The organism is Pseudomonas sp. Irchel s3b2 (assembly GCF_900187445.1).
In the GTDB taxonomy this organism is placed as follows: Bacteria; Pseudomonadota; Gammaproteobacteria; order Pseudomonadales; family Pseudomonadaceae; genus Aquipseudomonas.
In genome coordinates this window covers 62810-87690 of sequence record NZ_FYEB01000015.1, presented here as the reverse complement: position 1 = coordinate 87690, position 24881 = coordinate 62810, and the positions used below count along the sequence as shown (strand labels likewise).

The 24881-nt window shown below is 58.5% G+C and carries 21 protein-coding genes and 1 pseudogene; 7 read left to right on the top strand and 15 right to left on the bottom strand.

Translation table 11 applies throughout. The annotated features are described in order from the left end of the window. Positions 1–435 precede the first annotated feature (435 nt). The 4 genes from CKW20_RS24240 to CKW20_RS24225 are packed head-to-tail and all read right to left on the bottom strand — an operon-like array spanning position 436 to position 3886. A complete protein-coding gene (locus CKW20_RS24240; RefSeq protein WP_095055153.1) occupies positions 436–1593 on the bottom strand; it encodes a betaine/proline/choline family ABC transporter ATP-binding protein in 1158 nt (385 codons plus the stop codon). Next, entirely contained in the window at positions 1590–2243 is a 654-nt protein-coding gene (locus CKW20_RS24235) for an ABC transporter permease (RefSeq protein ID WP_095055152.1), read from the bottom strand. Before CKW20_RS24235 ends, CKW20_RS24240 begins: the two co-directional genes overlap by 4 nt. Before the next feature lie 12 nt (positions 2244–2255). Further along, on the bottom strand, positions 2256–3149 hold the full coding sequence (locus tag CKW20_RS24230) for a glycine betaine ABC transporter substrate-binding protein (RefSeq protein ID WP_095055151.1): 894 nt from the start codon (positions 3147–3149) through the stop codon (positions 2256–2258). A 20-nt stretch (positions 3150–3169) separates the two neighbouring features. Beyond that, entirely contained in the window at positions 3170–3886 is a 717-nt protein-coding gene (locus CKW20_RS24225; RefSeq protein WP_095055150.1) for an ABC transporter permease, read from the bottom strand. Between the two features lie 329 nt (positions 3887–4215). Here CKW20_RS24225 and CKW20_RS24220 point away from each other — a divergent pair, with 329 nt between their 5' ends. Together CKW20_RS24220 and CKW20_RS24215 are read left to right on the top strand one after the other, a co-directional pair. Next, positions 4216–5799, top strand: coding sequence for a peptide chain release factor 3 (locus CKW20_RS24220; RefSeq protein WP_095055149.1), 1584 nt, complete (start codon positions 4216–4218; stop codon positions 5797–5799). Between the two features lie 336 nt (positions 5800–6135). Next, complete coding sequence (locus CKW20_RS24215; RefSeq protein WP_095055148.1) at positions 6136–6351, top strand: hypothetical protein; 216 nt, start codon at positions 6136–6138, stop codon at positions 6349–6351. A gap of 105 nt (positions 6352–6456) precedes the next feature. Here CKW20_RS24215 and CKW20_RS24210 read toward each other — a convergent pair whose 3' ends face one another. From CKW20_RS24210 to CKW20_RS24170, 9 genes and pseudogenes are all read right to left on the bottom strand, one after another. Further along, positions 6457–7437 carry a peptide ABC transporter ATP-binding protein gene (locus tag CKW20_RS24210; RefSeq protein WP_095055147.1) on the bottom strand — a complete coding sequence of 327 codons (981 nt, stop codon included), beginning with the start codon at positions 7435–7437 and terminating at the stop codon, positions 6457–6459. Next, positions 7437–8405, bottom strand: coding sequence for an ABC transporter ATP-binding protein (locus CKW20_RS24205; protein WP_030128047.1), 969 nt, complete (start codon positions 8403–8405; stop codon positions 7437–7439). The genes CKW20_RS24210 and CKW20_RS24205 overlap by 1 nt, the downstream gene beginning before the upstream one ends. A 10-nt stretch (positions 8406–8415) precedes the next feature. Next, complete coding sequence (locus CKW20_RS24200) at positions 8416–9327, bottom strand: ABC transporter permease subunit (protein WP_095055146.1); 912 nt, start codon at positions 9325–9327, stop codon at positions 8416–8418. 10 nt (positions 9328–9337) lie between these two features. Continuing rightward, the gene (locus tag CKW20_RS24195) at positions 9338–10348 is read right to left on the bottom strand and encodes an ABC transporter permease subunit (RefSeq protein ID WP_054049982.1); all 1011 of its coding nucleotides are present in this window, start codon (positions 10346–10348) and stop codon (positions 9338–9340) included. 73 nt (positions 10349–10421) lie between these two features. Further along, positions 10422–12017, bottom strand: a complete 1596-nt coding sequence (locus tag CKW20_RS24190) for an ABC transporter substrate-binding protein (RefSeq protein ID WP_095055145.1) — start codon at positions 12015–12017, stop codon at positions 10422–10424. A 75-nt stretch (positions 12018–12092) separates the two neighbouring features. Beyond that, the gene (locus tag CKW20_RS24185; protein ID WP_095055144.1) at positions 12093–13526 is read right to left on the bottom strand and encodes an OprD family porin; all 1434 of its coding nucleotides are present in this window, start codon (positions 13524–13526) and stop codon (positions 12093–12095) included. Between the two features lie 174 nt (positions 13527–13700). Next, positions 13701–15302, bottom strand: a complete 1602-nt coding sequence (locus CKW20_RS24180) for an ABC transporter substrate-binding protein (RefSeq protein WP_095055143.1) — start codon at positions 15300–15302, stop codon at positions 13701–13703. Positions 15303–15599: 297 nt separating this feature from the next. Continuing rightward, a complete protein-coding gene (locus CKW20_RS24175) occupies positions 15600–17225 on the bottom strand; it encodes an ABC transporter substrate-binding protein (protein WP_095055142.1) in 1626 nt (541 codons plus the stop codon). A gap of 260 nt (positions 17226–17485) precedes the next feature. Beyond that, positions 17486–17736 (bottom strand): annotated as a pseudogene (locus CKW20_RS24170) (ABC transporter substrate-binding protein); the annotation flags it as partial. A gap of 495 nt (positions 17737–18231) precedes the next feature. Here CKW20_RS24170 and CKW20_RS24165 point away from each other — a divergent pair. Then, the gene (locus tag CKW20_RS24165) at positions 18232–18600 is read left to right on the top strand and encodes a DUF6124 family protein (protein WP_095055141.1); all 369 of its coding nucleotides are present in this window, start codon (positions 18232–18234) and stop codon (positions 18598–18600) included. Positions 18601–18823: 223 nt separating this feature from the next. Here CKW20_RS24165 and CKW20_RS24160 read toward each other — a convergent pair whose 3' ends face one another. Beyond that, complete coding sequence (locus CKW20_RS24160) at positions 18824–19537, bottom strand: SIMPL domain-containing protein (protein ID WP_095055140.1); 714 nt, start codon at positions 19535–19537, stop codon at positions 18824–18826. Positions 19538–19911: 374 nt separating this feature from the next. On the opposite strand from CKW20_RS24160, the gene CKW20_RS24155 reads away from it, so the two are divergent. From CKW20_RS24155 to CKW20_RS24140, 4 genes are all read left to right on the top strand, one after another. Next, a complete protein-coding gene (locus tag CKW20_RS24155) occupies positions 19912–21174 on the top strand; it encodes an ATP-binding protein (RefSeq protein ID WP_030128039.1) in 1263 nt (420 codons plus the stop codon). After that, positions 21167–21727, top strand: coding sequence for a response regulator transcription factor (locus tag CKW20_RS24150; RefSeq protein WP_007901386.1), 561 nt, complete (start codon positions 21167–21169; stop codon positions 21725–21727). The genes CKW20_RS24155 and CKW20_RS24150 overlap by 8 nt, the downstream gene beginning before the upstream one ends. A 96-nt stretch (positions 21728–21823) precedes the next feature. Continuing rightward, positions 21824–23551: an ABC transporter ATP-binding protein/permease gene (locus tag CKW20_RS24145; RefSeq protein ID WP_095055139.1), complete on the top strand. Its 1728-nt coding sequence runs from the start codon at positions 21824–21826 to the stop codon at positions 23549–23551. Between the two features lie 181 nt (positions 23552–23732). Next, complete coding sequence (locus CKW20_RS24140; RefSeq protein WP_095055186.1) at positions 23733–24479, top strand: FadR/GntR family transcriptional regulator; 747 nt, start codon at positions 23733–23735, stop codon at positions 24477–24479. Between the two features lie 6 nt (positions 24480–24485). Here the strand turns inward: CKW20_RS24140 and CKW20_RS30010 are convergent, their stop codons facing one another. Beyond that, positions 24486–24764 (bottom strand): hypothetical protein, encoded by a 279-nt coding sequence (locus tag CKW20_RS30010; protein ID WP_256585120.1) that lies wholly within the window; start codon positions 24762–24764, stop codon positions 24486–24488. Positions 24765–24881 lie beyond the last annotated feature (117 nt).

Here is a 24881-nt window from a genome sequence, read left to right as displayed (position 1 = left end):
ACTGAAATTATCAATGGGTGCAAATGAACGCCCTCCGTATCCCCACTTTGGTTCGCCTACTTCCCAAGGCATGTCGCCGAAAGCAAAAAGGCCATGGGAGGCGGTGCTTACCCTTGGCCTTGCTGTCTCGTCGTCAGTACTTGAGCCGGATGGATCGTTTCCAGCATGGACGTTCGGCGCGAACTTTAGGGCGTGAGGGGCTTGAGATCAACAAAAAATGTCGCGTTTTTGCACGCATCCGTCGTGCGGTGCCGGACAGCTACTGATGTAACCGACCTGCATGACAGTGTGATGTTCCCCGAATGAGGAATTTTGGAGGGATTTGCATTGCCTTTGTGGCGAGGGAGCTTGCTCCCGCTGGGCTGCGTAGCGGCCCCAGATTTTGCGGCTGCTTCGCAACCGAGCGGGAGCAAGCTCCCTCGCCACAGGGTCAGGTCAGGCCATTGCAACCTCGGCCGGCGAAACAATGCTGGTCTTGCCCCCACGGGACTTGCCGGAGCTCAAATACTCGGCAATCGATTCCTGGGTCACCTCACCCAAAAACACCCGCTCTGCATCCATTACCGGTAGCCACGAGCGGTTGAACTCGTACATGCGCGACAGCAGGATTCGCAAATGCTCGTCATACGCCGCGGTGGCGTTGAACTCGCGCAAGTACTGCGCGCAGGTGCCGGTCTGACGGTGCAGGTCGCGACGTCGTACATACCCCAGGGCCTTGTTCTCGGAACAGGTGACCACCACATAACGCCGGTCATGCTCATCCATCAATTCCAGCGCTTCGGCCACGGGAGTCTGCGGGCTGACGGATGGCGCGTTGTCCGCTGCATCTTCGGCTTTGACCAGCAACAGACGCTTGAGGGTGCTGTCCTGGCCGACGAAGTTGCTGACAAAGTCATCCGTCGGGTGCGCGAGCAGAGTGTCGGGGTGATCGATTTGCAGCAGTTTGCCGGCACGGAAGATCGCGATCTTGTCGCCCAGCTTGATGGCTTCGTCGATGTCGTGGCTGACCATGATCACGGTTTTGTTCAGCGCCCGTTGCATCTCGAAGAACTCGTTCTGAATCATCTCGCGGTTGATCGGGTCGACCGCGCCGAACGGTTCGTCCATCAACAACAGCGGCGCATCCGCCGCCAGCGCACGAATCACGCCGATCCGCTGCTGCTGGCCGCCGGACAGTTCTCGCGGATAGCGAGTCAGATACTGCTTGGGTTCGAGCTTGATCATGCTCATCAACTCGCGGGCACGGTCGTGGCATTTCTGTTTGTCCCAGCCGAGCAGTTTCGGCACCACCACGATGTTCTCTTCGATGGTCATGTTCGGGAATAGACCGATCTGCTGGATCACATAACCGATGTTGCGACGCAGGGTCACGGCGTCGAGGTCGGTGGTGTCTTCACCGTTGATCAGGATCTTGCCCGAGGTCGGTTTGATCAGGCGGTTGATCATTTTCAGCGTGGTGCTTTTGCCGCAGCCCGATGGCCCGAGGAACACACAGATTTCGCCTTCATTGACGGTCAGGCTTACCGAGTCCACGGCTTTCACATCTTTGCCGTTGCTTTGGAAGGTCTTGCTGAGGTTTTGAAGTTCGATCATTTGAGCAGTCCTTTTGGAGTCAGCGTGCGTTGCAGCCATTGCAGAAGCAGGTCGGCGAAGATGGCCAGGAGACTGACCAGCACGGCACCGACGATCAGCATCGACATATCACTGCGGCTGATGGAAGCGAGAATGAGTACACCGAGGCCACCGGCGCCGATGGTCGCGGCGATGGTCATCACACCGATATTCATCACCACGGCGGTGCGCACACCGGCGAGGATCACCGGCACGGCGATGGGCAGTTCGACCATGCGCAGGCGCTGGCCGAAGGTCATGCCGATGCCACGCGCTGCTTCGCGAATGCCCGGTTCGACGTTGGTCAGGGCCAGGTAGGTGTTCCGCATGATCGGCAGCAACGAGTACAGAAACACCGCGGTGATTGCCGGCATCGGGCCGAGGCCCTGGCCAAATTTCGAGTAGAAGGGCAGCAGCAGGCCGAATAGCGCAATCGATGGCACGGTCAGCAGCACCGTGGCGCTGGCTTGCAAGGGGCCGGCGAGCGTCGGGAAGCGGGTCATCAGGATGCCCAGCGGCACGCCGGCCAAAATCGCCAGGGTCACGGCGATGCCGACCAGGGTGATGTGCTGCCAGGTCAGCTGCAAAACCTGCGGCCAATCGAGATGGGAAAAGGCGTTCAAAAATTCCATGGCTTTTCCTCCTCAGTTGATGGGGTGCTGGCGCAGGAAATCTGCAGCAACGGATGAAGGACTTTCGTGATCGACATCGACCCGTGCGTTGAGCTGACGCATGGTGGCGTCGTCGAATAGCTCAGCCAGCGGCTTGAGCTCTTCGGCGAGTTTCGGGTGGGCGTCGAGGTAAACCTGACGCACCACCGGCGCGGCGGTGTAGTCGGGGAAGTAGTGTTTGTCGTCTTCCAGCAATTTGAGCTTGAAGGCGTTCAAGCGACCGTCGGTGGTGTAGACCAGACCGGCGAACACCTGGCCATTGCGCAGGGCGGTGTAGACCAGCCCGGCGTCCATCTGACGGATGTTGTTGCGGGTCAGGTTCATGCCGTAGAGATCCACCATGCCATCGAGACCGTCGGAGCGGTTGGCGAACTCAGTGTCCAGCGCTACTAGATGATTTTGCTTCTGCTCCGCCTGCATCACCGCGTTCAGCTCGCTCATGGTGTTGATCTGCGGATAAGCCTTCGCGGTGTTTTCCGGCAGTGCCAGGGCGTAGGTGTTACTGAACTTCGACGGGGTGAGCCAGATCAGGCCTTTTTTCGCGTCGAGTTCTTTTACTCGGGCGTAAGACTGTTCGCTGTCGAGTTTTTCAGTGACATGGTTGTAGGCCACGAGCGAAACGCCGGTGTATTCCCACATCAAATCCAATTGACCACTTTCGTGGGCGCTGCGGGCCAGATTGCTGCCCAGGCCGCCCGTCACTTGGGTGTCGTAACCCTTGGTGCGCAAGTATTGGGAAGTGATTTCCGCCAGCAAGGTTTGTTCGGTGAACACCCGGGCGCCGATGCGAATCAGCGGTTTATCAGCGGCTTGGGCAAATCCTGCGAACAGCAGAACGCAGCCTAGTAAAAAGCTAAATGTCTTCATGAATATTCCTTTGCCGAGGCTTAAGACGGGCGCAAGCCGCGTTCGAGCCAGAGGCGGCTGGCGAGTGTCACCAGACCGTCGAGCAGCAAGGCCAGCAGGGCGGTGCATGCCGCGCCGAGCAGCAGTTGCGGCTGATTGTTCAGGGCGATGCCGGGGAAAATCAGGCTGCCCAGGCTGTTGGCGCCGATCAGGAACGCCAGCGGTGCAGTCCCGACGTTGATCGCCAGCGCCACGCGCACGCCGCCAATGATGATCGGCATGGCGTTCGGCAGTTCGACCCGCCACAGCACCTGAGTCGGTGTCATGCCGATGCCGACGGCGGCTTCCTTGAGCGAACCCTGAACGTTTTTCAGCCCTTCATAGGTGTTGCGCACAATCGGCAACAGTGAGGCGAGGAACAAGGCGAAGATCGCAGGGCCGCTGCCGATGCCGAGGATACCCAGGGCGATGGCCAGTACGGCGAGAGGCGGCACAGTGTTGCCGATATTGAAGATCTGCATGAAGCGTTCGGCGCGTCCAACCATGGTCGGGCGGCTGAGGAAGATGCCGGCGGGGATGCCTACAACGAGGGCGGCCAGCATGGAAGCGAGGACAAGAATCAGATGAGCTTGCAGGTAAAACAACAAATCTTCGCGGTACTGTTCGATCGTGTTGATGCCGATCCAGTGGATCAGCAGGGCCAGAAGGGCGATTACCAGCGCGCCTCCTATCAGCCCTTTGCCATAGTGGATAGCCACAGGCGGACTCCTTTTTTTCAGTCGGCGAACACTCTTTCGTGTGGCAACGCCTTTCTTGGCTGCCGAAAAAATGATCGCGAGAAGCAGCTCGTCATACCGGTGAAACAGTATGCAATCGAGCCGTGAGCACAGCCTCGTCAGGCCGAATTGCAGGTGTTTCAGGCCCCCGACGAGTGGTCGTTACGGGGGAGTGGACGTCTCCGTGCTTTAAAAGGTTCCCATCTACGGCAGCATTTGGCCACCCCTAATGTGCTCAACGGTTCGGTTATTGACTCAAGTTGGGCTATAATCTGCGCCCTTTTTTTGAATCACCTGCCAGGCGATTTCCCATGACCAAACAGGCCGCCGAAGTCGCGAAACGCCGCACTTTCGCCATTATTTCCCACCCCGATGCCGGTAAAACCACCATCACCGAGAAACTCTTGCTGATGGGCAAGGCGATTGCGGTTGCCGGCACGGTGAAATCTCGAAAATCTGACCGCCATGCCACCTCCGACTGGATGGAAATGGAAAAACAACGGGGTATTTCCATTACCACGTCGGTCATGCAGTTCCCGTATCGCGACCACATGATCAACCTGCTCGACACCCCGGGCCACGAAGACTTCTCCGAAGATACCTACCGCACCCTGACGGCAGTGGACTCGGCCTTGATGGTCCTCGACGGCGGTAAGGGTGTAGAGCCACGGACCATCGCCCTGATGGATGTTTGCCGTCTGCGTGACACGCCGATCGTCAGCTTCATCAACAAACTCGACCGTGACATCCGCGACCCGATCGAACTGCTCGACGAAATCGAAGCGGTCCTGAAGATCAAGGCTGCGCCGATCACCTGGCCGATCGGTTGCTACCGCGATTTCAAGGGCGTTTATCACCTCGCCGACGACTACATCATTGTCTACACCGCCGGTCACGGCCACGAGCGCACCGATGTGAAAATCATCGAGAAGCTCGACTCCGACGAAGCCCGCGCGCACTTGGGCGACGAATACGATCGCTTTGTTGATCAGCTGGAACTGGTGCAGGGCGCCTGCCACGAATTCAATCAACAGGAATTCCTCGACGGCCAACTGACACCGGTGTTCTTCGGTACCGCACTGGGCAACTTCGGTGTCGATCACGTGCTCGACGCCGTGGTCAACTGGGCGCCGAAACCGCTGGCCCGTGTCGCCAACGAACGCACCGTGGAACCGGTTGAAGAGAAATTCGCCGGCTTCGTGTTCAAGATCCAGGCGAACATGGACCCGAAACACCGCGACCGCATCGCCTTCATGCGGATTTGCTCCGGCAAGTACGAAAAAGGCATGAAAATGCGCCATGTACGCACCGGCAAAGACGTGCGGATCGGCGATGCGCTGACGTTCTTCTCCTCCGAGCGTGAGCAGCTGGAAGAAGCATTTGCCGGCGACATCATCGGTTTGCACAACCACGGCACCATCCAGATCGGCGACACCTTCACTGAAGGCGAAGTCCTGGGCTTCACCGGCATCCCGCACTTCGCCCCGGAACTGTTCCGTCGCGTGCGTCTGCGTGATCCGCTGAAATCCAAGCAACTGCGCCAGGGCTTGCAGCAACTGGCCGAAGAAGGCGCCACCCAGGTGTTCTTCCCCGAGCGGAGCAACGACATCATCCTCGGCGCCGTTGGTGTGCTGCAGTTCGATGTGGTGGCCAGCCGATTGAAAGAGGAATACAAGGTCGAATGCTCTTACGAGCCGATTACCGTTTATTCCGCGCGCTGGGTCGAATGCAGCGACAAGAAGAAGCTTGAGGAATTCTCCAACAAAGCGGTGGAAAACCTCGCGCTGGACGGTGGCGGTCACTTGACCTACCTCGCCCCGACCCGGGTCAACCTGGCATTGATGGAAGAGCGCTGGCCAGACGTGAAGTTCCGTGCGACGCGTGAGCATCATTAAGCGCTGAGCCGTAACAACCAAAGCCCCGATGCATAAGCCTCGGGGCTTTTTTTTATTGACCACTATTGCCCGTGGGAGCGAGCCTGCTCGCGATAGCGGTCTGGCATTCAGACATGTGTTGACTGCCTATCCGCCATCGCGAGCAGGCTCGCTCCCACATTGGATCATCATTGTTAGTGGGTTTGGATATAAGGCTTATTCGAAACCAATCTCTTCGACAACGGGATTTTCTGCTACCCGGTAGCGTCCTGTCTGGAGAACCCGGTCAATCGGAACTAAATTTCATTCAGTACCTTTCAGGCATCCATGCGTCACCCACAAAGGATGGAATCGGCTATGAGCATTTTTCAACGCATTGTGTTGTTGCTAAAGGTTTTGGTGATGCTGTCCCTCGGCACGTCGGCGGTGGCGTGGGCAGAATGTCAGGACCATGAAAAACAGGCCTTGAACGGGCAAGGCGTGCACAGCGAGCTGATGATCGCTGCGACCGAAACAGACGATGACGACCCGGACGCCGATGAAGATGAAGATGAGGAAGACACGCAAACGTAAATGACGGACAAAAGAAAACCCCTCCTGCCGGACTGATGCGCAGTCTGGCGGAAGGGATCTGGTCAACTCAGCAAAAGCGCGCCCCGATATCCGAGGCGCGTTTTTTTATGTCGCGCCGTCGAGAAATTGCTCGGCGTAGTGACAAGCCACCTGACGCGTATCGACCAGGCGCAGCAGCGGTTCTTCGGTGGTGCAGCGCTCGGTCGCGTACGGGCAGCGCTTGTGGAAGGCGCAGCCGGATGGCGGGTTCAGCGGGTTCGGCAGTTCGCCGACGATTTTGATTTTCGGCTTGTCCGGATCCGGGTGGATGGTCGGAGTGGCCGACAACAGCGCCTGGGTGTACGGGTGCAGAGGACGAGTATAGATGTCCTCTTTCGGGCCCATTTCCACCGGGCGGCCGAGGTACATCACCATCACGTGATCGGCGACGTGACGCACCACGGCCAGGTTGTGAGAGATGAACACGTAGGCGGTGTTGAACTCTTGCTGCAAATCCATGAACAGGTTGAGTACCTGCGCTTGAATCGATACGTCCAGCGCCGAGGTCGGTTCGTCTGCGACCAGCACTTTCGGGTGCAGCATCATCGCGCGGGCCAGGGCAATCCGCTGGCGCTGACCGCCGGAGAACATATGCGGATAGCGTTGGTAGTGCTCGGGACGCAAGCCCACCTGTTTCATCATCGCCTGGACTTTGTCGCGACGTTCCGCGGCGCTCAGGTTGGTGTTGATCAATAGCGGCTCTGCCAGCTGATCACCGATCTTCTGCCGTGGGTTCAGCGATGCGTACGGGCTCTGGAACACCATCTGCACATCTTTGCGCAGCTGCTTGCGCTGAGCCTTGTCGGCGCCGGCGACTTCCTGTCCGGCGATTTTCAAGGAGCCGGAGGAGGGCTCCTCGATCAGTGTCAGGGCGCGGGCCAGGGTGGATTTGCCGCAACCCGATTCGCCCACAACGGCGAGGGTTTTGCCGGCTTCCAGTTCGAACGACACACCGTTAAGGGCGCGCACGGTCGCATGACCCTTGAACAGGCCCCGGGACACTTCGTAGTGACGGGTCAAGTTGCGGGCGGTAAGTACGACGGCCATTACGCCACCTCCTGATTCAGCGGGTAGAAGCAGCGGGCGAGGCTGTTGCTTTTCGGGTCAAGGGTTGGACGTTGCACGCGGCAGTTGTCCTGCACGTACGGGCAGCGTGGCGACAGCAGGCAGCCCTGCGGGCGGTCGTAACGACCGGGAACGATGCCCGGCAGTGTCGACAGGCGCGCGGCACCCAGGCTGTGCTCAGGAATGGCCTTGAGCAGTGCTTCGCTGTAGGGGTGCGCCGGCATATCGAACAGCTGTGGCACCTGACCGACTTCAACAGCCTGGCCGGCGTACATCACGCACACGCGCTGAGCGGTTTCGGCAACGACCGCGAGGTCGTGGGTGATCAACACCAGACCCATGTTCTGCTCTTTTTGCAGGGCCAGCAGCAGGTCCATGATCTGCGCCTGAATCGTTACGTCCAGCGCGGTGGTCGGTTCGTCGGCGATCAGCAGTTTCGGTTCGCCGGCAATCGCCATGGCAATCGCCACGCGCTGGCTCATGCCGCCGGAGAGTTGATGCGGGTAGGCGTCCATACGGCTGGCGGCGCCCGGGATTTCCACTTTTTCAAGCAGTTCGATGGCGCGCTTGCGAGCATCCTTTCTGGACATTTTCAAGTGCAGACGCAGCACTTCTTCGATCTGGAAACCGACGGTGTAACTTGGGTTCAGCGCGGTCATCGGGTCCTGAAACACCATGGCCAGGTCTTTGCCGACGATTTGCCGACGCTGACGGTTGCTGAGCTTGAGCATGTTCTTGCCGTCGAAATTCAGGGCGTCGGCGGTGACGATCCCCGGATGCTCGATCAGGCCCATCAGCGCCATCATGGTCACGGACTTGCCGGAACCCGATTCGCCGACGATGGCCAGCACTTCGCCCTTGTCCACGGAAATGTCGAGACCGTCGACCACCGGAACAGCGTTGGCGTCGCCGAAGCGAACGTTGAGATTCTTGATTTCTAACAGTGACATTTGAATCTCCTCAGGCGGCGTTCTTGAGTTTCGGGTCCAGCGCATCGCGCAAGCCGTCGCCCATCAAGTTGATTGCCAGCACGCTGAGCAAAATGGTCAAACCAGGCAAGCTCACCACCCACCAGGCGCGTTCGATGTAGTCGCGAGCCGAAGCCAGCATGGTGCCCCACTCCGGGGTTGGCGGTTGTACGCCAAGGCCGAGGAAGCCCAGTGCCGCGGCATCGAGAATCGCCGAAGAGAAGCTCAAGGTGGCCTGAACGATCAGCGGCGCCATGCAGTTGGGCAGCACGGTGATGAACATCAGGCGCGGCAGACCGGCACCGGCCAGACGCGCGGCGGTCACGTAGTCGCGGTTCAGTTCGCCCATCACCGCGGCGCGGGTCAGACGAACATAGGACGGCAACGAAACCACGGCGATGGCGATAATGGTGTTGATCAGACCAGGGCCGAGGATGGCGACAATCGCCACGGCCAGCAGCAAGGACGGCAGGGCCAGCATGATGTCCATCAGACGCATGATGGACGGGCCGAGTATGCGCGGGAAGAATCCGGCGAACAGCCCCAGCAGGATCCCCGGAATCAGCGACATGACTACCGACGACAAGCCGATCAGCAAGGACAGGCGCGAGCCGTGAATCAAACGCGACAGCAGGTCGCGACCGAGCTCATCGGTACCCAGCAGGAACTGGATCTGCCCGCCTTCCAGCCAGGACGGCGGCGTCAGCAGGAAGTCGCGGTATTGCTCGCTCGGGTTATGCGGCGCGACCCATGGGGCGAAGATCGCGCAGAAAATCACCAGCAGCATGAACATCAGGCCGGCGACGGCACCTTTGTTCCTGGAAAACGCATGCCAGAATTCTTTATAGGGCGACGGATACAGCAGGCTTTGATCGACTGCTACCGGTGTAGTGAGAGTGGTCATGGTCTTGATCTCAGCGCTGATGACGGATGCGTGGGTTGGCAAAGCCGTAGAGGATGTCCACTACGAAGTTGACCAGAATCACCAGGCAGGCGATTAACAGGATGCCGTTCTGCACCACGGGATAGTCCCGTGCGCCAATGGCTTCGATCAGCCATTTGCCGATGCCGGGCCAGGAGAAAATGGTTTCGGTCAGGACTGCACCGGCCAGCAACGTGCCGACTTGCAGGCCGACCACGGTCAGGACCGGAATCAATGCGTTACGCAGGCCGTGAACGAATACCACGCGCGCCGGCGACAGGCCTTTGGCGCGGGCGGTACGGATGTAGTCTTCACGCAGCACTTCGAGCATCGACGAACGGGTCATCCGCGCGATCACCGCCAGCGGAATGGTGCCGAGCACGATGGCCGGAAGGATCAGGTGATGCAGGGCATCGAAGAACGCCCCGACGTCATCGGCCAACAACGTATCGATCAGCATGAAGCCGGTGCGCGGCTCGATATCGTAGAGCAGGTCGATCCGCCCGGACACCGGGGTCCAGCCCAGGCTCACCGAGAAGAACATGATCAGAATCAGGCCCCACCAGAAGATCGGCATCGAGTATCCCGCCAGGGAGATGCCCATCACCCCGTGGTCGAACAGGGACCCTCGCTTGAGTGCTGCGATCACCCCGGCCAGAAGGCCCAGGATACCGGCGAACAACAGGGCGGCCATGGACAGTTCCAGGGTCGCGGGGAATAGAGAGCTGAACTCGGTCCAGACGCTTTCCCGGGTACGCAGGGATTCGCCAAGATCGCCGTGGGCCAGTTTGCCGATGTAATCCAGGTACTGGGCATACAGGGGTTTATTCAGACCTAGGCGTTCCATTGCCTGAGCATGCATTTCGGGGTCGACTCGACGTTCGCCCATCATCACTTCCACGGGGTCGCCAGGAATCATGCGAATCAACGCGAAAGTCAGCAAGGTGATGCCGAAGAACGTAGGGATCAGTAACCCCAGTCGGCGGGCAATAAAACTAAACATCGTAAGGTGTACCTCATCAGCCGGTTAGGCGTGCCCGGCAGCGCTGGGGTCAGCGATGCCGAGCGTTTCTTATCTACTTCACCTGGGTGGTGGCGAAGTTATTCGTGGTGAGGGGACTAATGTGATAGCCCTCTACGTTGGCGCGCATTGCAGTGAACATCCGGGTGTGCGCCAGGCTGATCCACGGCTGGTCCTGATTGAAAATGGCCTGGGCCTGTTCGTAGAGCGCGGCGCGTTCGGCCGGATCCACTTTGGCCCGTGCCTGGTCGAGCAGTGCCTGGAACTTCTCGTTGCACCAGCGTGCATAGTTTTCGCCGTTTTTGGCGGCCTCACAACTGAGCATAGGCGTCAGGAAGTTATCCGGGTCGCCGTTATCGCCGGCCCATCCAGCAGACACCATATCGTGCTCGCCGTTTTTCGCGCGCTTGAGCATTTCGCCCCATTCCATGACACGAATGTCCACGTTGATCCCGATTTTCGCCAGGTCAGCCTGCATCATCTGCGCGGCGAGCATCGGGTTCGGGTTGGTTGCACCCCCACCGTTGCGGGTGAACAGGGTAAACACCGTGCCTTCCGGCACACCGGCTTCCTTGATCAGGGCGCGAGCCTTGTCCAGGTCGCGGGGCGGGTTGGTCAATGTGTGGTTGTAGCCCAGCAAGGTGTCCGGGTACGGGTTGACCGCCACGGTGGCATTGCCTTTGCCGAACAGGGCGTTGACCGCCGCTTCTTTGTCGAAGGCGATATCGATGGCTTTACGCACTCGCACGTCGCTCATGTACTTGCGAGTGGTGTTCATGGCGATATAGGAGACGGTCATCGCGTTCAGTTCATCGACCTTCAGCTTGTCGTCTTTCTTGATGCTCGGGATGTCATCCGGTTTTGGATACAGCGCGATCTGGCACTCATTGGCCTTGAGCTTTTGCAGGCGCACGTTGTTATCGGTGGCGATCGCCAGGACCAACGCGTCAGCCGGTGGCTTGCCCAGGAAGTAGTCCGGGTTGGCCTTGAAGCGAACCTGAGCATCCTTGGCGTAACGCTGGAAGACGAACGGGCCGGTGCCGACCGGCTTGTTGTTCAGGTCGCCCATTTTGTCGGCCTTGAGCAATTGGTCGGCGTACTCGGCGGAGTAGATCGAGGAGAAGGCCATGGCGATGTCGGCCAGGAACGGCGCTTCACGGCGGGTCAAAGTGAACTTGACCGTGTTGTCGTCGACCTTCTCGACGCTCTTGAGTAGCTCTTTGAAGCCCATACTTTCAAAGTACGGGAAGCCCACGCTCGACTGCTTGTGCCACGGATGATTCGGGTCCAGCTGACGCTGGAAACTCCAGACCACGTCGTCGGCAATCAAGTCGCGGGTCGGCTTGAAGTAGTCGGTGGTGTGAAACTTGACGCCCTTGCGCAGGTGGAACGTGTAGGTCAGACCGTCATCGCTGATCTCCCACGAATCGGCCAATGACGGAATCACTTCGGTGGTACCGGGCTTGAAACCCACCAGACGGTTGAAGATGGTTTCGGACACTGCATCGCCTGTGACTGCAGTCGTGTACTGGACCATGTCAAAGCCTTCCGGGCTGTTTTCGGTACAGACCACCAAGGGTTTGGCCGAGACGCCGACGGCGACACTCAGCAACGCGGCAGCGATGGCCGCTCGTAGGGGAAGCATTTTCATCTAGAGCCCTCTGCAATCGGTTGAACAGAAAAGCCAGACGGCCGACTCAGCATGAGTCAGCCGCAGGCCTGCGTTTTACAAAATGTTGAACGGGATGGTGGTCACGAGACGGAACTCGTTGATGCTGCCATCCGCCTGATTTTCGCTGGCACGGTGCGCGGTGTAGGTCGCGCGAATGGCGGTGGCCTTGAGTGGACCGCTCTGCACGGCGTACGAAGCACCGATGCCGTATTCATAGTGGTGTTCGCCATCCTGGGCCTGGATGCCGTCGTAACCCTTGCCTGCCACGCCGCCGTTGCCGGTGTAGTGGGTGCCGTCGATGCCCCAGCCGCGAGCCTGGTAGATGTTGAACTTCAGGCCTGGTACGCCGTATTCGGCCATGTTCAGACCGTAGGCGATCTGGAAGGATTTCTCGTTCGGGCCGTTGAAGTCCGACAGCAGGGAGTTGGCCAGGTAGATGCCGTTGGTTTCGTGCAGGTAGTCGAAGTACTCGTTACCGTTCACTTCCTGATAAGAGAAGGTCAGGCTGTGCGCCTGGTGGGTCAGGCCGAACGACAGGGAGTAAGTGTCGTTGTCGATCTTGCCGATCAGCGCTTTACCTTCTTCCTGGGTTTTGTAGTAGTTCAGGCCAGTGGTCAGGCTCAGGATCGAGCTGTCGCCCAGCACATGACTGGCGCCGAAGTAGTACTGGTTCCAGATGTCTTCGGCTTGGGTTGCCCACAGGCTGGTGGTCAGGCTGGCAAATGGCGTGTAGGTGATACCGGCTGTGTGGACGTGATCGGTTTCAACAATGCCGTTGGCGTATTCGGTGCGGAACTTGCGCTGGCTTTGTTCGGTTCGCGGTGAATTGCGATCGAAGGTACCGAGGTCGAAGCTCAGGTTTTCCAGCTCTTCGCTGTGCAGGGTCACACCCTGGAAGCTCGAAGGCAGCGCACGGTTGCCGATGACATCGACCATCGGGCTGCTGAAGTTCTGGCGGCCGGCGGTGAGGGTGGTGTTGGACACACGGGCCTTGACGTTGGCCAGGCCCAGCTTGCTCCACTGGCCGACGGCGTCGCCACCTTCTTCGGTCAGGGTACGGTTGTTGCCCGCCCCGGAACGGGTACCCGGTGCGCCGCCGTTGTTGGACGCCAGATCCTTGCGATCACGATCCAGAGCGATGGCGTTGTAGGCCGCCACTTCGGTACTGAAACCCACGGTGCCTTCAGTGAAGCCGGAGTTGTACTTGAGGATGGTGCCCTGAACCCAGTTGATACGACGATCAGTCGGGGTCGATACGCCGTCTTTCTTGTAGCTGAACGTGGCGCCACGTTTCAGTTGCTCGTTGGCGTACCAATTGCGCGTAGTGCCGCTGATCGATTGGCCTTCGACAAAGCCAGTGGCTTCACTCTGAGCACTTTTCTCTTTCACGGTAACCGGCGTAAAAGCCTGGCTCTGGGATTCTGCGTAAGCCGTGGCGGTCACGCTGCTGATGGCCAAGGCCAATAACGCGGTGCTGCTCAGTTTCATGGGTGAAGCTCCTTACTTTCTTTTTTTTAACGCCGGTCTTTTTTGGTGATCCGGCTATTTGGTTTAGAACTCATGCACGCATCGCAAACGTTTGCTATAGGCCGGATTGGCGAATTACGGCAATACGCTTGCGTGAGGGCGCAATGCGCCCTCAGCGGGTTCTTGGCTAAGCGGTTATTTTTCTATGCTGACACCCGAGAAAACGTTACGACCGAACGGACTCACCTTGAATCCTTCGATTTTGGCGCTCAACGGCTGGTTAACCGTTGAATGGGCGACCGGCGTGATCGGTACCTGCTGCTTGAGGTACTGTTGCGCCTGTTTGTAGAGCACGGTGCGCTGGTCGCGATCGGTGACGACCTTGGCCTGCTTGATCAGCTTGTCGTAAGCCGGATCGCACCACATCGAGTAGTTGTTGCCACCAATGGCATCACAGCTGTACAGCGTGCCGAGCCAGTTGTCCGGGTCGCCATTGTCACCGGTCCAGCCGATCAGGCTGATGTCGTGCTCGCCGTTCTTGGTGCGCTTGATGTACTCGCCCCATTCGTAGCTGACGATCTTGACCTTGAGGCCGATCTTCGCCCAATCCGCCTGGAGCATTTCGGCCATCAACTTGGCGTTGGGGTTGTACGGACGCTGGACCGGCATGGCCCAGAGGGTGATTTCGGTGCCTTCCTTGACGCCGGCGGCCTTGAGCAGTTCCTTGGCTTTTTCCGGGTTGTAGGCGGCGTCTTTAATCGTTTCGTCGTAGGACCACTGGGTCGGTGGCATGGCGTTGACCGCCAGTTGACCGGCGCCTTGATAGACGGCATTGAGAATGCCTTGCTTGTTCACCGCCATGTCCAGCGCCTGGCGCACTTCGAGCTGGTCGAAAGGCTTGTGCCGCACGTTATAGGCGATGTAACCGAGGTTGAAGCCGGGTTTCTCGATCAGTTGCAGTTTCGGATCATTCTTCAGCGCGGTTACGTCGGCCGGGCGCGGGTGCAGGGTGATCTGGCATTCGTTGGCCTTGAGTTTCTGTACACGCACCGAGGCGTCGGTGTTGATGGCGAAAATCAGGTTGTCGAGCTTGACCCGGCTCGGGTCCCAGTACTGCTTGTTGCCGCTGTAACGGATGTTGGAATCTTTCTGATAGCTCTTGAACACGAACGGACCCGTGCCGATCGGCTTCTGGTTGATGTCGCTCGGCTTACCGGAGGCCAGCAACTGGTCGGCGTATTCGGCGGAAAGGATCGCGGCGAAGCTCATGGCGATGTTCTGGATGAACGCGGCGTCGACGCTGTTGAGCGTCATCACCACCGTCAGCGGCCCGGTCTTCTCGACCTTGGCGATGTTCTTGTTCAGGCTCATCCCGTTGAAATACGGGAACTCGGTCGGATAAGCCTTTCGGAAGGGTTGCTGCGGATCGAGCATGCGATTGAAGGTGAACAGCACGTCATCGGCGTTAAAATCGCGGGTTGGCGTGAAGTACTTGGTTGTATGAAATTTCACTCCGTCGCGCAGGTGAAAGGTGTACTTGAGGCCGTCCTCGGAAATATCCCAACTCGTTGCCAAGCCCGGTACGACGTTGGTGGCGCCTTTTTCAAACTCTGCCAATCGGTTGTACAGCGGTTCGGCGGCGTCGTTATCGGTCGCCGTGGTGTATTGCGCGGTGTCGAAACCGGCAGGGCTGCCTTCGGAGCAGAACACCAGACTGTTATTGGCGGCCTGGCTGATGGAAGTGACGGCCAGCAGGCCAGTGCCCAGCAATGCGGATAAAACCAAGGTATGGCGCATGACGCTCCCTCTTTTTGTAGTGTTATTCAATGCGCCGCGATCCCGTCTGGGGACGTAGTGGCTGCATTGAGCTCAAACCAGGACAGCAAACCGATAGTCCACACAGTTACTGGTCAGAACCCGACGGTAGGGACCGTGGATCTGGCAGTAAATGCGTTGAGTCCTAAAAACTCGTAGGAAAAGTCAACACGTCCTATGCCCTGCTGTACCAAGCAGTGGATTTGGACGTAGGAAAATTCCTGGCTTCTCGGCAGAAAAAAGCAGCGGTGACGCTGAAAACGTCGCCGCTGCCTTTTCTTATTTGCTGACGCTGACGCCGTAGAAGGAGTTCAAGCCAAACGGGCTGATCTTGAAGTCCTGCACGTTGTCGCGCATGGGTTGGAACACCGTCGAGTGAGCGATAGGTGTCATTGGAACGGCGTCTTTGAGGACGTGTTGCGCCTGCTTGTACAGTTCGGTGCGCTTGGCCTGATCGGTCGTGCGCTTGGCTTCTTTAACGATGCCGTCGAATTTCTTGTCGCACCATTTGGAGAAGTTGTTGCCCTGCAGCGAATCGCAGCCGAACAGCACGTTCAGCCAGTTGTCCGGGTCACCATTGTCGCCGCTCCAGCCGATGATCATCGCCTGGTTCTCGCCGCCTTTGGAGCGTTTGATGTACTCGCCCCATTCGTAGCTGGTGATCTTGACGTTCAGGCCGATCTTCTTCCAGTCGGACTGCAGCATTTCAGCCATCAGCTTGGCGTTCGGGTTGTACGGACGCTGTACCGGCATCGCCCACAGAACGATTTCGGTGCCTTCCTTGACGCCGGCTTCCTTGAGCAGCTCTTTGGCTTTCTCAGGGTTGTACGGCGCATCCTTGATGGTGGTGTCGTAGGACCATTGGGTCGGCGGCATGGCGTTGACGGCCAGTTGGCCCGCGCCCTGATAAACCGAGTCGATGATCTGCGGCTTGTTGACTGCCATGTCCAGCGCCTGACGAACTCGCAGGTCGGCCAGCGGGTTCGGCTCGTTGCTGCCCTTGACCTTGTCCATCACGTTGTAGGCGATGTAACCCAGGTTGAAACCGGCCTGGTCAGGTACCTTCAGGGTCTTGTCTTCCTTCAGTGCCTTCAGGTCGGCCGGACGCGGGAACAGAGTGATCTGACACTCGTTCTTTTTCAGTTTCTGAATACGTACCGACGGGTCGGTGGTGATGGCGAAGATCAGGTTGTCGATCTTCACGTCATCAGGCTTCCAGTAGTCCTTGTTCCCGGTGTAGCGGATGTTGGAGTCTTTCTGGTAGCTCTTGAACACGAACGGGCCAGTACCGACCGGCTTCTGGTTGATGTCGGCGGGTTTGCCTTCCTTCAACAACTGGGCAGCGTATTCGGCAGACTGGACTGAAGCGAAACTCATGGCCATGTTCTGGATGAACGCGGCATCAACTTCTTTGAGGGTGAACTTGACGGTGTGGTCGTCGACTTTATCGATCTTGGTGATGTTGGTATCCATCCCCATGTCGGTGAAGTACGGGAATTCGGTCGGGTACGCTTTGCGGAACGGATCATCCTTGTTAACCATGCGATTAAAGGTGAACAGGACGTCGTCGGCGTTGAACTCGCGAGTTGGCTTGAAGTACGGGGTGGTGTGGAACTTGACGCCTTCACGCAGGTGGAAGGTGTAAGTCAGGCCATCATCGGAAATGTCCCACTTGGTCGCCAGGCCAGGAATAACGGCGGTGCCGCCACGCTCGAACTGTGTCAGGCGGTTGAACATGGTTTCTGCAGAGGCGTCGAAGTCGGTTCCGGTGGTGTACTGACCAGGGTCAAAACCGGCCGGGCTCCCTTCGGAGCAAAACACCAGGTTAGTCGCCGCGGCGGCGAAAGGTGCGCTGGCTAACAAGCCTGCGCCGACTAAAAACGGAATGACCGCGTGTTTAAGCATGTTGGCCTCATGATTTGTTGTCATTTTTGGATTTTGAGGTACGACCTCGTGAGTCGTTCCTGCGGATACTTATGCAGGGGCCATACCCAATGCAAGATCCCGAATGGTCACAAGCCTTAAACAGTGGCACGAACGTACCTTAATGTCGCATATGTATAAATGCTGAGGTATTTGACCGTTTGCGCAGGTTTTTTACGGTGCAAACCGCGCACCGACAAAGGGCAATCGGGGCGTTTGGCGCACCCGATTGGAGCCTGGTGTTACTTATTTATACCCACTCCATAGAAGGGGGTAAGGCCGAATGGGCTGATCTTGAAGTCGGCAACTTCCTTGCGCAGTGGCTGGAACACTGTCGAATTCGCAATCGGTGTAATCGGCACCTGTTGCTCAAGATTTGATGTGCCTGTTGGTACAGTTTGACCCGCTGCTGTTTGTCGGTGGACACCTTGGCTTGCAACGAGTGGCGAGGGGCGGGGCACACCGCTCCACTGTAGGAGCTGCCGAAGGCTGCGATCTTTTGACGTTGTTTTTTAAGATCAAAAGATCGCAGCCTCGTTTCACTCGACAGCCCCTACAAGTAATCCGTGTCAGACGATAATTCGGTGTCAGACGTGGGATTGATCGCTCTCACTCTCCCGCGTGGGAATGCCGCCAGGCACGCTCCGCGTTCCGCTTTTGAATGTTTAATGGATGTGTCAAAACATGGAACTTTCCCACGCATTTTTCAGGTTGTCGGTCGGACGCGGGCCCAATAACCTTTGGCTGTCGCTGACAACTCAGCGATCGGGTGTGAGAAGCCCGGCAACTTATGGTCATCCAGTGTCTGTACACGCATAATCGCCGCCAGTTTATTAGCTGCCTGCAAATGCGTTATGGCGGCTGTGTGCGGGCGGACTTCGGTCCGGCCGGGTGTCCATAACCGGTCTTCTCACCTCGCACATAGCTGCCACCTCTTCGCCGTGTGAGAAGCGGCGAGTGGAGGCTCCAACGCTGGAGAAATTTTTCAATGGACAAATTAATCCCCGACCCACCCTTCAACACCACCACACCCAACGCCGAAGCTTCGCGCACCGAAGAATTACTCAAAGACCGCGAAGCCATAAAGCGCGCCCTCGACTACTATCTCGATCCCCCCGCGCAATACACAGAAAAACCCCGTCGCCCCAGCACCCTGTTCATGGTCGCCCCGGGTGCCGGCACCGAAAGCCTGCTGGCCTACGCCTACGAATCGTTGGCCTCAGCGAGTGTCCTGGCCAGCGATTTCGCCAACAATCTGATCGGCCCGCAGCGTCATACGGCGTTGGCGATTCAACAGATCATTATGTTGGCGGAATTGGCGGTGAACCGGGCGCTGGATAACGTCGATCCGGCGTAGACCGCGTTATCGTTCATCGCGGGCAAGCCCGCTCCCCCAGGATTTGTGCTGATTTGAAATTGGCGCATGACCTTGTGGGAGCGGCGGTGCGACGATTCGACTTGCCCGCGATTGACGGCAGATCAATCAACACAGGGCCTGACGGACAAACTCCGTTTCTTCAGGGCACAAAAAAACCGGTGATCACTTATTGATCGCCGGTTTTCGTTTAACCCTTATCCAATCACTGCATCAACACTTCAATCGCCCCATCCGCCGTCATACTGACCTGGCTGGTCCCTGCTTCAACCTCTGGCGTTACTGGCGCTGAATCCATTGCCGCGGCTTTCATCATCATCGGCCCACGCATGTACGGTTGTGGATAACCATTGCTGTTGAGGTTCAGGTTGACGATTTTGTAGCTCTTGCCGCCCAGGGCGTCAGTGGCCAGTTGGGCGCGGGATTTGAAGGCGGTCACGGCTTCTTTGAGCAGTGCGTCTTCGCTGGCCTTGCGGGTTGGGGTGGCGATGGCGAAGTCCATGCCGCCCATTTTCAGGTCGGTGAGCAGTTCGCCGGTGAGTTTGGAGAGGGCGGCGAAGTCCGAGCTTTCCAGGCGCAGTTCGGCGCGTTCGCGCCAGCCGGTGATTTTCTGGCCTTTGGTGTCATAGATCGGGTAGCTGTTGCGGCTGCCCTGACGCAGGGTGATGTCTTTGACTTCTTTAGCCTGGGCCAGTGCTTTGTTCATGGTGGTGCTGACGTCGGCGGCGAGTTTGGCCGGGTCGGTGTTTTGCTCTTCGGTGTAGAGGGTCACGATCATCAGGTCGCGGGCCACTTCCTGGCTGACTTCGGCGCGCAGGGATATCTGGTTGTAATGCAGTTCGTCGACGGCCAGGGCCGGAAGACTGACGGTGCCAACGCTTAAGGCAAGAAGGGCGGCGCTGCGGCGCAATGTGTGCATGAAAAGCTCCTTGGACGATGCGCAGGGGTTAAAGTCCGAACCTGCGTGAAACCATCAGACTCTAGCCTCAATGGTCCGGTTCGCACAGTTACAACTTCTATACAGATGGAAGGCTGGTGAGCGCGTTGCGGCCATTCGCGGGCAAGTCGGATCGCCGCACCGCTCGCTCCTACAGGAATACGTCGTATATAAACTCCTGCACGCCAAAATCCCGTAGGAGCGAGCGGTACGGCGATCCGACTTGCCCGCGAAGGCGTCCTTATAGACGCAGCAAACCTTCCTGCCATGTGGCCGTTTGCCGCACTTTTGCCTGTCACCCCCTGTGCTTGGTTATACTCCGTGCGATCCGCCTGGAGCGCTCATCAGGAGAGCTCATGCTCGCCCCCGTTCAAATCACTTCCGCCACTCGCCAGAACCTCTGGCGGCTCACGTTCATCCGCACGTTGGTGCTGGCCGCTCAGGCCGGTTCCGTGGGCCTGGCCTACTGGTTCGACCTGCTGCCGTTGCCGTGGGTGCAACTGGCAATGACCCTCGGTTGCTCGATCCTGCTCTGCGTGTTCACCGCCGTCCGCCTGCGTACCTCCTGGCCAGTCACCGAGCTTGAATACGCGCTGCAACTGGCCTGCGACCTGTTTATCCACAGTGCCTTGCTGTACTTCTCCGGCGGTTCGACCAACCCGTTCGTCTCTTATTATCTGGTGCCGCTGACCATCGCCGCCGTGACGCTACCTTGGCGTTATTCGGTGATTCTGTCGGGCATTGCCCTGGCGCTTTACACGTTGCTGCTGGCGCGGTTCTACCCACTGGAAACGTTCCCGATCGCCCGGGAAAATTTGCAGATCTATGGCATGTGGCTGAGTTTCGCCCTGGCTGCGGCAGTCATCACCTTCTTCGCCGCCCGCATGGCCGAAGAGCTACGCCGCCAAGAGGAACTGCGTGCCATTCGTCGCGAAGAAGGCCTGCGCGATCAGCAATTGCTGGCCGTCGCGACCCAGGCTGCCGGCGCAGCCCATGAACTGGGCACACCACTGGCAACCATGAGCGTGCTGCTCAAGGAAATGCGCCAGGACCATCCCGACCCGCTGTTGCAGGACGATTTGAGCGTGTTGCAGGATCAGGTCAAACTCTGCAAAGAAACCTTGCAGCAGTTGGTTCGGGCGGCGGAAGCCAATCGTCGCTTGGCGGTGGAGATGCAGGACGTCACCGACTGGCTCGACGAAGCCCTGAACCGCTGGCACCTGATGCGCCCGGAAGCCAGTTACCGCTTCCAGCGCCTGGGCCAGGGGACCGTGCCGCGCATGGCGCCGCCGCCGGACCTGACCCAAGCCCTGCTAAATTTGCTGAACAACGCCGCCGATGCGTGCCCCGAAGGCTTGCAAGTGACCCTGGACTGGAATGCCGAGGATCTGACCATCAGCATTCGCGACCATGGCGCCGGTGTGCCGCTGGCCATTGCCGAGCAGATCGGCAAACCGTTTTTTACCACCAAGGGCAAAGGTTTCGGCCTGGGCCTGTTTTTGAGCAAGGCCAGCGTGACACGCGCCGGCGGCTCAGTGAAACTCTACAGTCATGAGGAAGGTGGCACGCTGACCGAGCTGCGCCTGCCCCGTGTCGCCCGAGGAGACGAACATGAGTGACGAGATCCAAGTCGAAGGCGAAGAACTGCCGCATTTGCTGCTGGTAGATGACGACGCAACCTTCACCCGCGTGATGGCCCGCGCCATGGCCCGCCGTGGTTTTCGGGTCAGTACAGCAGGTTCCGCCGAAGAAGGCCTGACCATCGCCCAGGCCGACATTCCGGATTACGCCGCCCTTGATCTGAAAATGGACGGCGACTCGGGCCTGGTGTTGCTGCCCAAGCTGCTCGAACTCGATCCGGAAATGCGCGTGGTGATCCTCACCGGTTACTCGAGCATCGCCACCGCTGTCGAGGCGATCAAGCGCGGTGCCTGCAATTACCTGTGCAAACCGGCGGACGCCGATGACGTGCTGGCCGCATTGCTCTCCGAGCACGCCGACCTTGACACGCTGGTGCCGGAAAACCCGATGTCCGTGGACCGTCTCCAGTGGGAGCACATCCAGCGCGTACTGACCGAGCACGAAGGCAACATCTCCGCTACTGCCCGCGCCTTGGGCATGCACCGCCGCACGCTGCAGCGCAAACTGCAGAAGCGCCCGGTCCGTCGCTGAACTGGCGCTGAACAATTGTTGTCACACCTCGTTACAAGCCGGGTCGATCATTTATGATCGGCTCGTGTGTGTTCTTTTCTTTATCGAGCCTTATCCATGAATCAGAACGCTGAATATTCCGCGGTCAACGATGCTGTGCGCGGGCAGTTTTTTCGCAAAGTCTGGGCAATGACCACGCCTTACTGGCGTAGCGAAGAGAAGGGCAAGGCCTGGACGTTGCTGATCGCCGTGATCGCGCTGTCATTGTTCAGCGTGGCGATTTCAGTGTGGCTCAACAGTTGGTACAAGGACTTCTACAACGCCTTGCAGAAGAAGGACGAAGCGGCGTTCTGGCATTTGATTCTGTATTTCTGCGGCATCGCGGCGGTGGCGATTCTCGGCGCGGTGTATCAGCTCTATCTGACCCAGATGCTGACCATCCGTTGGCGGGCCTGGCTCACCGAGAAGCACTTCACCCGTTGGCTCGGCAATAAAAACTACTACCAACTGGAGCAGGGCGGTTACACCGATAACCCGGACCAACGGATTTCCGAAGACCTCAATAAATTCACCTCCAATACCTTGGCCCTGGGCCTTGGTTTGATCCGCACCGTCGTCAGCCTAGTGTCATTCTCAATCATTCTGTGGGGGGTATCAGGCAGCATCGAAGTATTTGGCTATACGATTCCCGGCTATATGTTTTGGTGTGCATTGGTTTACGCCATCGTCGGCAGCTGGCTCACGCATTTGATCGGGCGTCGTCTGATCGGTCTCAACAACAACCAGCAACGTTTCGAAGCCGACTTGCGTTTCTCCATGGTGCGGGTTCGCGAGAATGCCGAAAGCATTGCGTTGTACAACGGTGAGCCCAATGAGAACCGCCGTCTGAGCAGCCGTTTCGGCCTGGTCTGGCACAACTTCTGGGACATCATGAAAGTGTCCAAACGCCTGACCTTTTTCACTTCCGGTTATGGCCAGATCGCAATCATCTTTCCGTTCATGGTCGCCGCACCGCGTTACTTCGCCGGCAAGATTGAGCTTGGTGAATTGATGCAAATCAACTCGGCGTTCGGCAACGTGCAGGAGAACTTCAGTTGGTTTATCAGTGCGTACCAGGGCCTTGCTGAGTGGCGCGCCACTTGCGATCGTCTATTGAGTTTCCATCAGGCCATGACTGACAACGAACAGCGCGCACCGGCCATCGATGTACAGAACCAAGGCACGACGTTGAAGGTACATAACCTTGGCCTCGATCTCGCAGACGGTCGTCATCTGCTGACCAACGCCGACATGACTGTGGAGGAGGGCGAGCGCGTCATGCTTAGCGGTCGTTCCGGCAGCGGCAAATCGACGTTGCTGCGGGCGATGGGGCACCTCTGGCCGGCTGGCCATGGCAGCATCCGTCTGCCGACGGCACGGTATCTGTTCCTGCCGCAAAAACCCTATCTGCCGATTGGCACCTTGCGCGAGGCGCTGAGTTATCCACAACCCGGCGACACCTACCCGCACGAGCGCTACGTCCACGTGCTGGAAACCTGCCGCTTGCCGCATCTGGTTTCGCGTCTGGATGAAGGCAATCACTGGCAGCGCATGCTCTCGCCAGGTGAGCAGCAACGACTGGCCTTCGCCCGCGCGCTGCTTTATGCGCCGCAATGGTTGTATATGGATGAAGCCACTTCGGCGATGGACGAAGAGGATGAAGCGTCGTTGTATCAGGCGTTGATCGACGAGTTGCCGGGTTTGAGCATCGTCAGCGTCGGCCATCGCAGCAGCCTGAAGCGTTTCCATCCACGGCATGTGCGCATCGAGAATGGCCATCTGGTGGACCAGACCGTCACCGCCTGAACACCACCTCCCCCCTGTAGGAGCGAGGCTTGCCCGCGAAGAACGATAACGCGGTCTTCGATTGAAAACCGCGGGGAGGCCTTCGCGGGCAAGCCTCGCTCCTACAGGGGGCGGTGGTGATCGTACAACTCGCATGCGCTATGATGCGGGCTCAGCCGAATTTTTGAGACAGACGTTCACCATGGAAAACCCGATCGACACACCTCGCCTCCCTCGCAAGCGCCGCAGCCTCGCTCAGGAACTGGTGACGGTGCTGTCCGAGCAGATCCGCGATGGTCACCTCAAACGTGGCGACAAGTTGCCCACCGAGTCGGCGATCATGGAGGCCCATGGCGTCAGCCGCACCGTGGTGCGCGAAGCGATTTCCCGTTTGCAGGCGGCAGGGCAGGTTGAAACCCGCCACGGCATCGGCACCTTCGTGCTCGACACCCCGAGCCCGAGCGGTTTCCGTATCGACCCGGCCACCGTGGTGACCTTGCGCGACGTATTGGCGATTCTGGAATTGCGCATCAGCCTGGAAGTGGAGTCCGCCGGCCTTGCCGCGCAACGTCGCAGCCCTGAGCAGTTGGCGTTGATGCGAGCGGCGCTGGACGCGCTGAATGAAAGCGTCTCCCACGCCAGCGATGCAGTGGCTTCGGACTTCCAGTTCCACCTGCAGATTGCCCTGGCCACCGGCAACCGCTACTTCACCGACATCATGACCCACCTGGGCACCAGCATTATTCCGCGCACACGCCTCAACTCCGCGCGCCTGGCCCATGACGACCAGCAGCACTACATGAGTCGCCTGAGCCGCGAGCACGAGGAAATCTACGAGGCGATCGCGCGACAGGATTCCGATGCGGCGCGCGCAGCGATGCGTCTGCACCTGACCAATAGCCGCGAAAGGCTGCGCCAGGCCCATGAAGAGGCGCAGGCACAGGGGTGACAGGCGTTACGGCTTCACTTCGGTCGTGTCGTAATGCGCCTGAACTATAAAGGCCAGGCGCAGGTTGGATGTCATGAGGGGATCCGAACACGGCTCCATACTCGACTCATCCGCGAATTTGTAACGCAATTCGATTTCTGTGTTCCGGCACTTTTCCAGTTCCGCTTTCGGAATTCGCAGCTCAATTCCCGTCTGTGTTACCACATCGTCACTGGCTTCATCCCAGACGCCGGTAGGCTCTGCGAGGCCCTCCCCTGGGAAATCTACCTTGGCCGGCGAATTCACAACGCCCGCCGGTTTCCAGTCCTTGAGCAGCAGATACGGAATTACCTTTTCTGACGCAAATGTTGAGGCCCGCGATGAAATGCAGTTGACGGTTGTATTTTAAGTTGTACGATGACC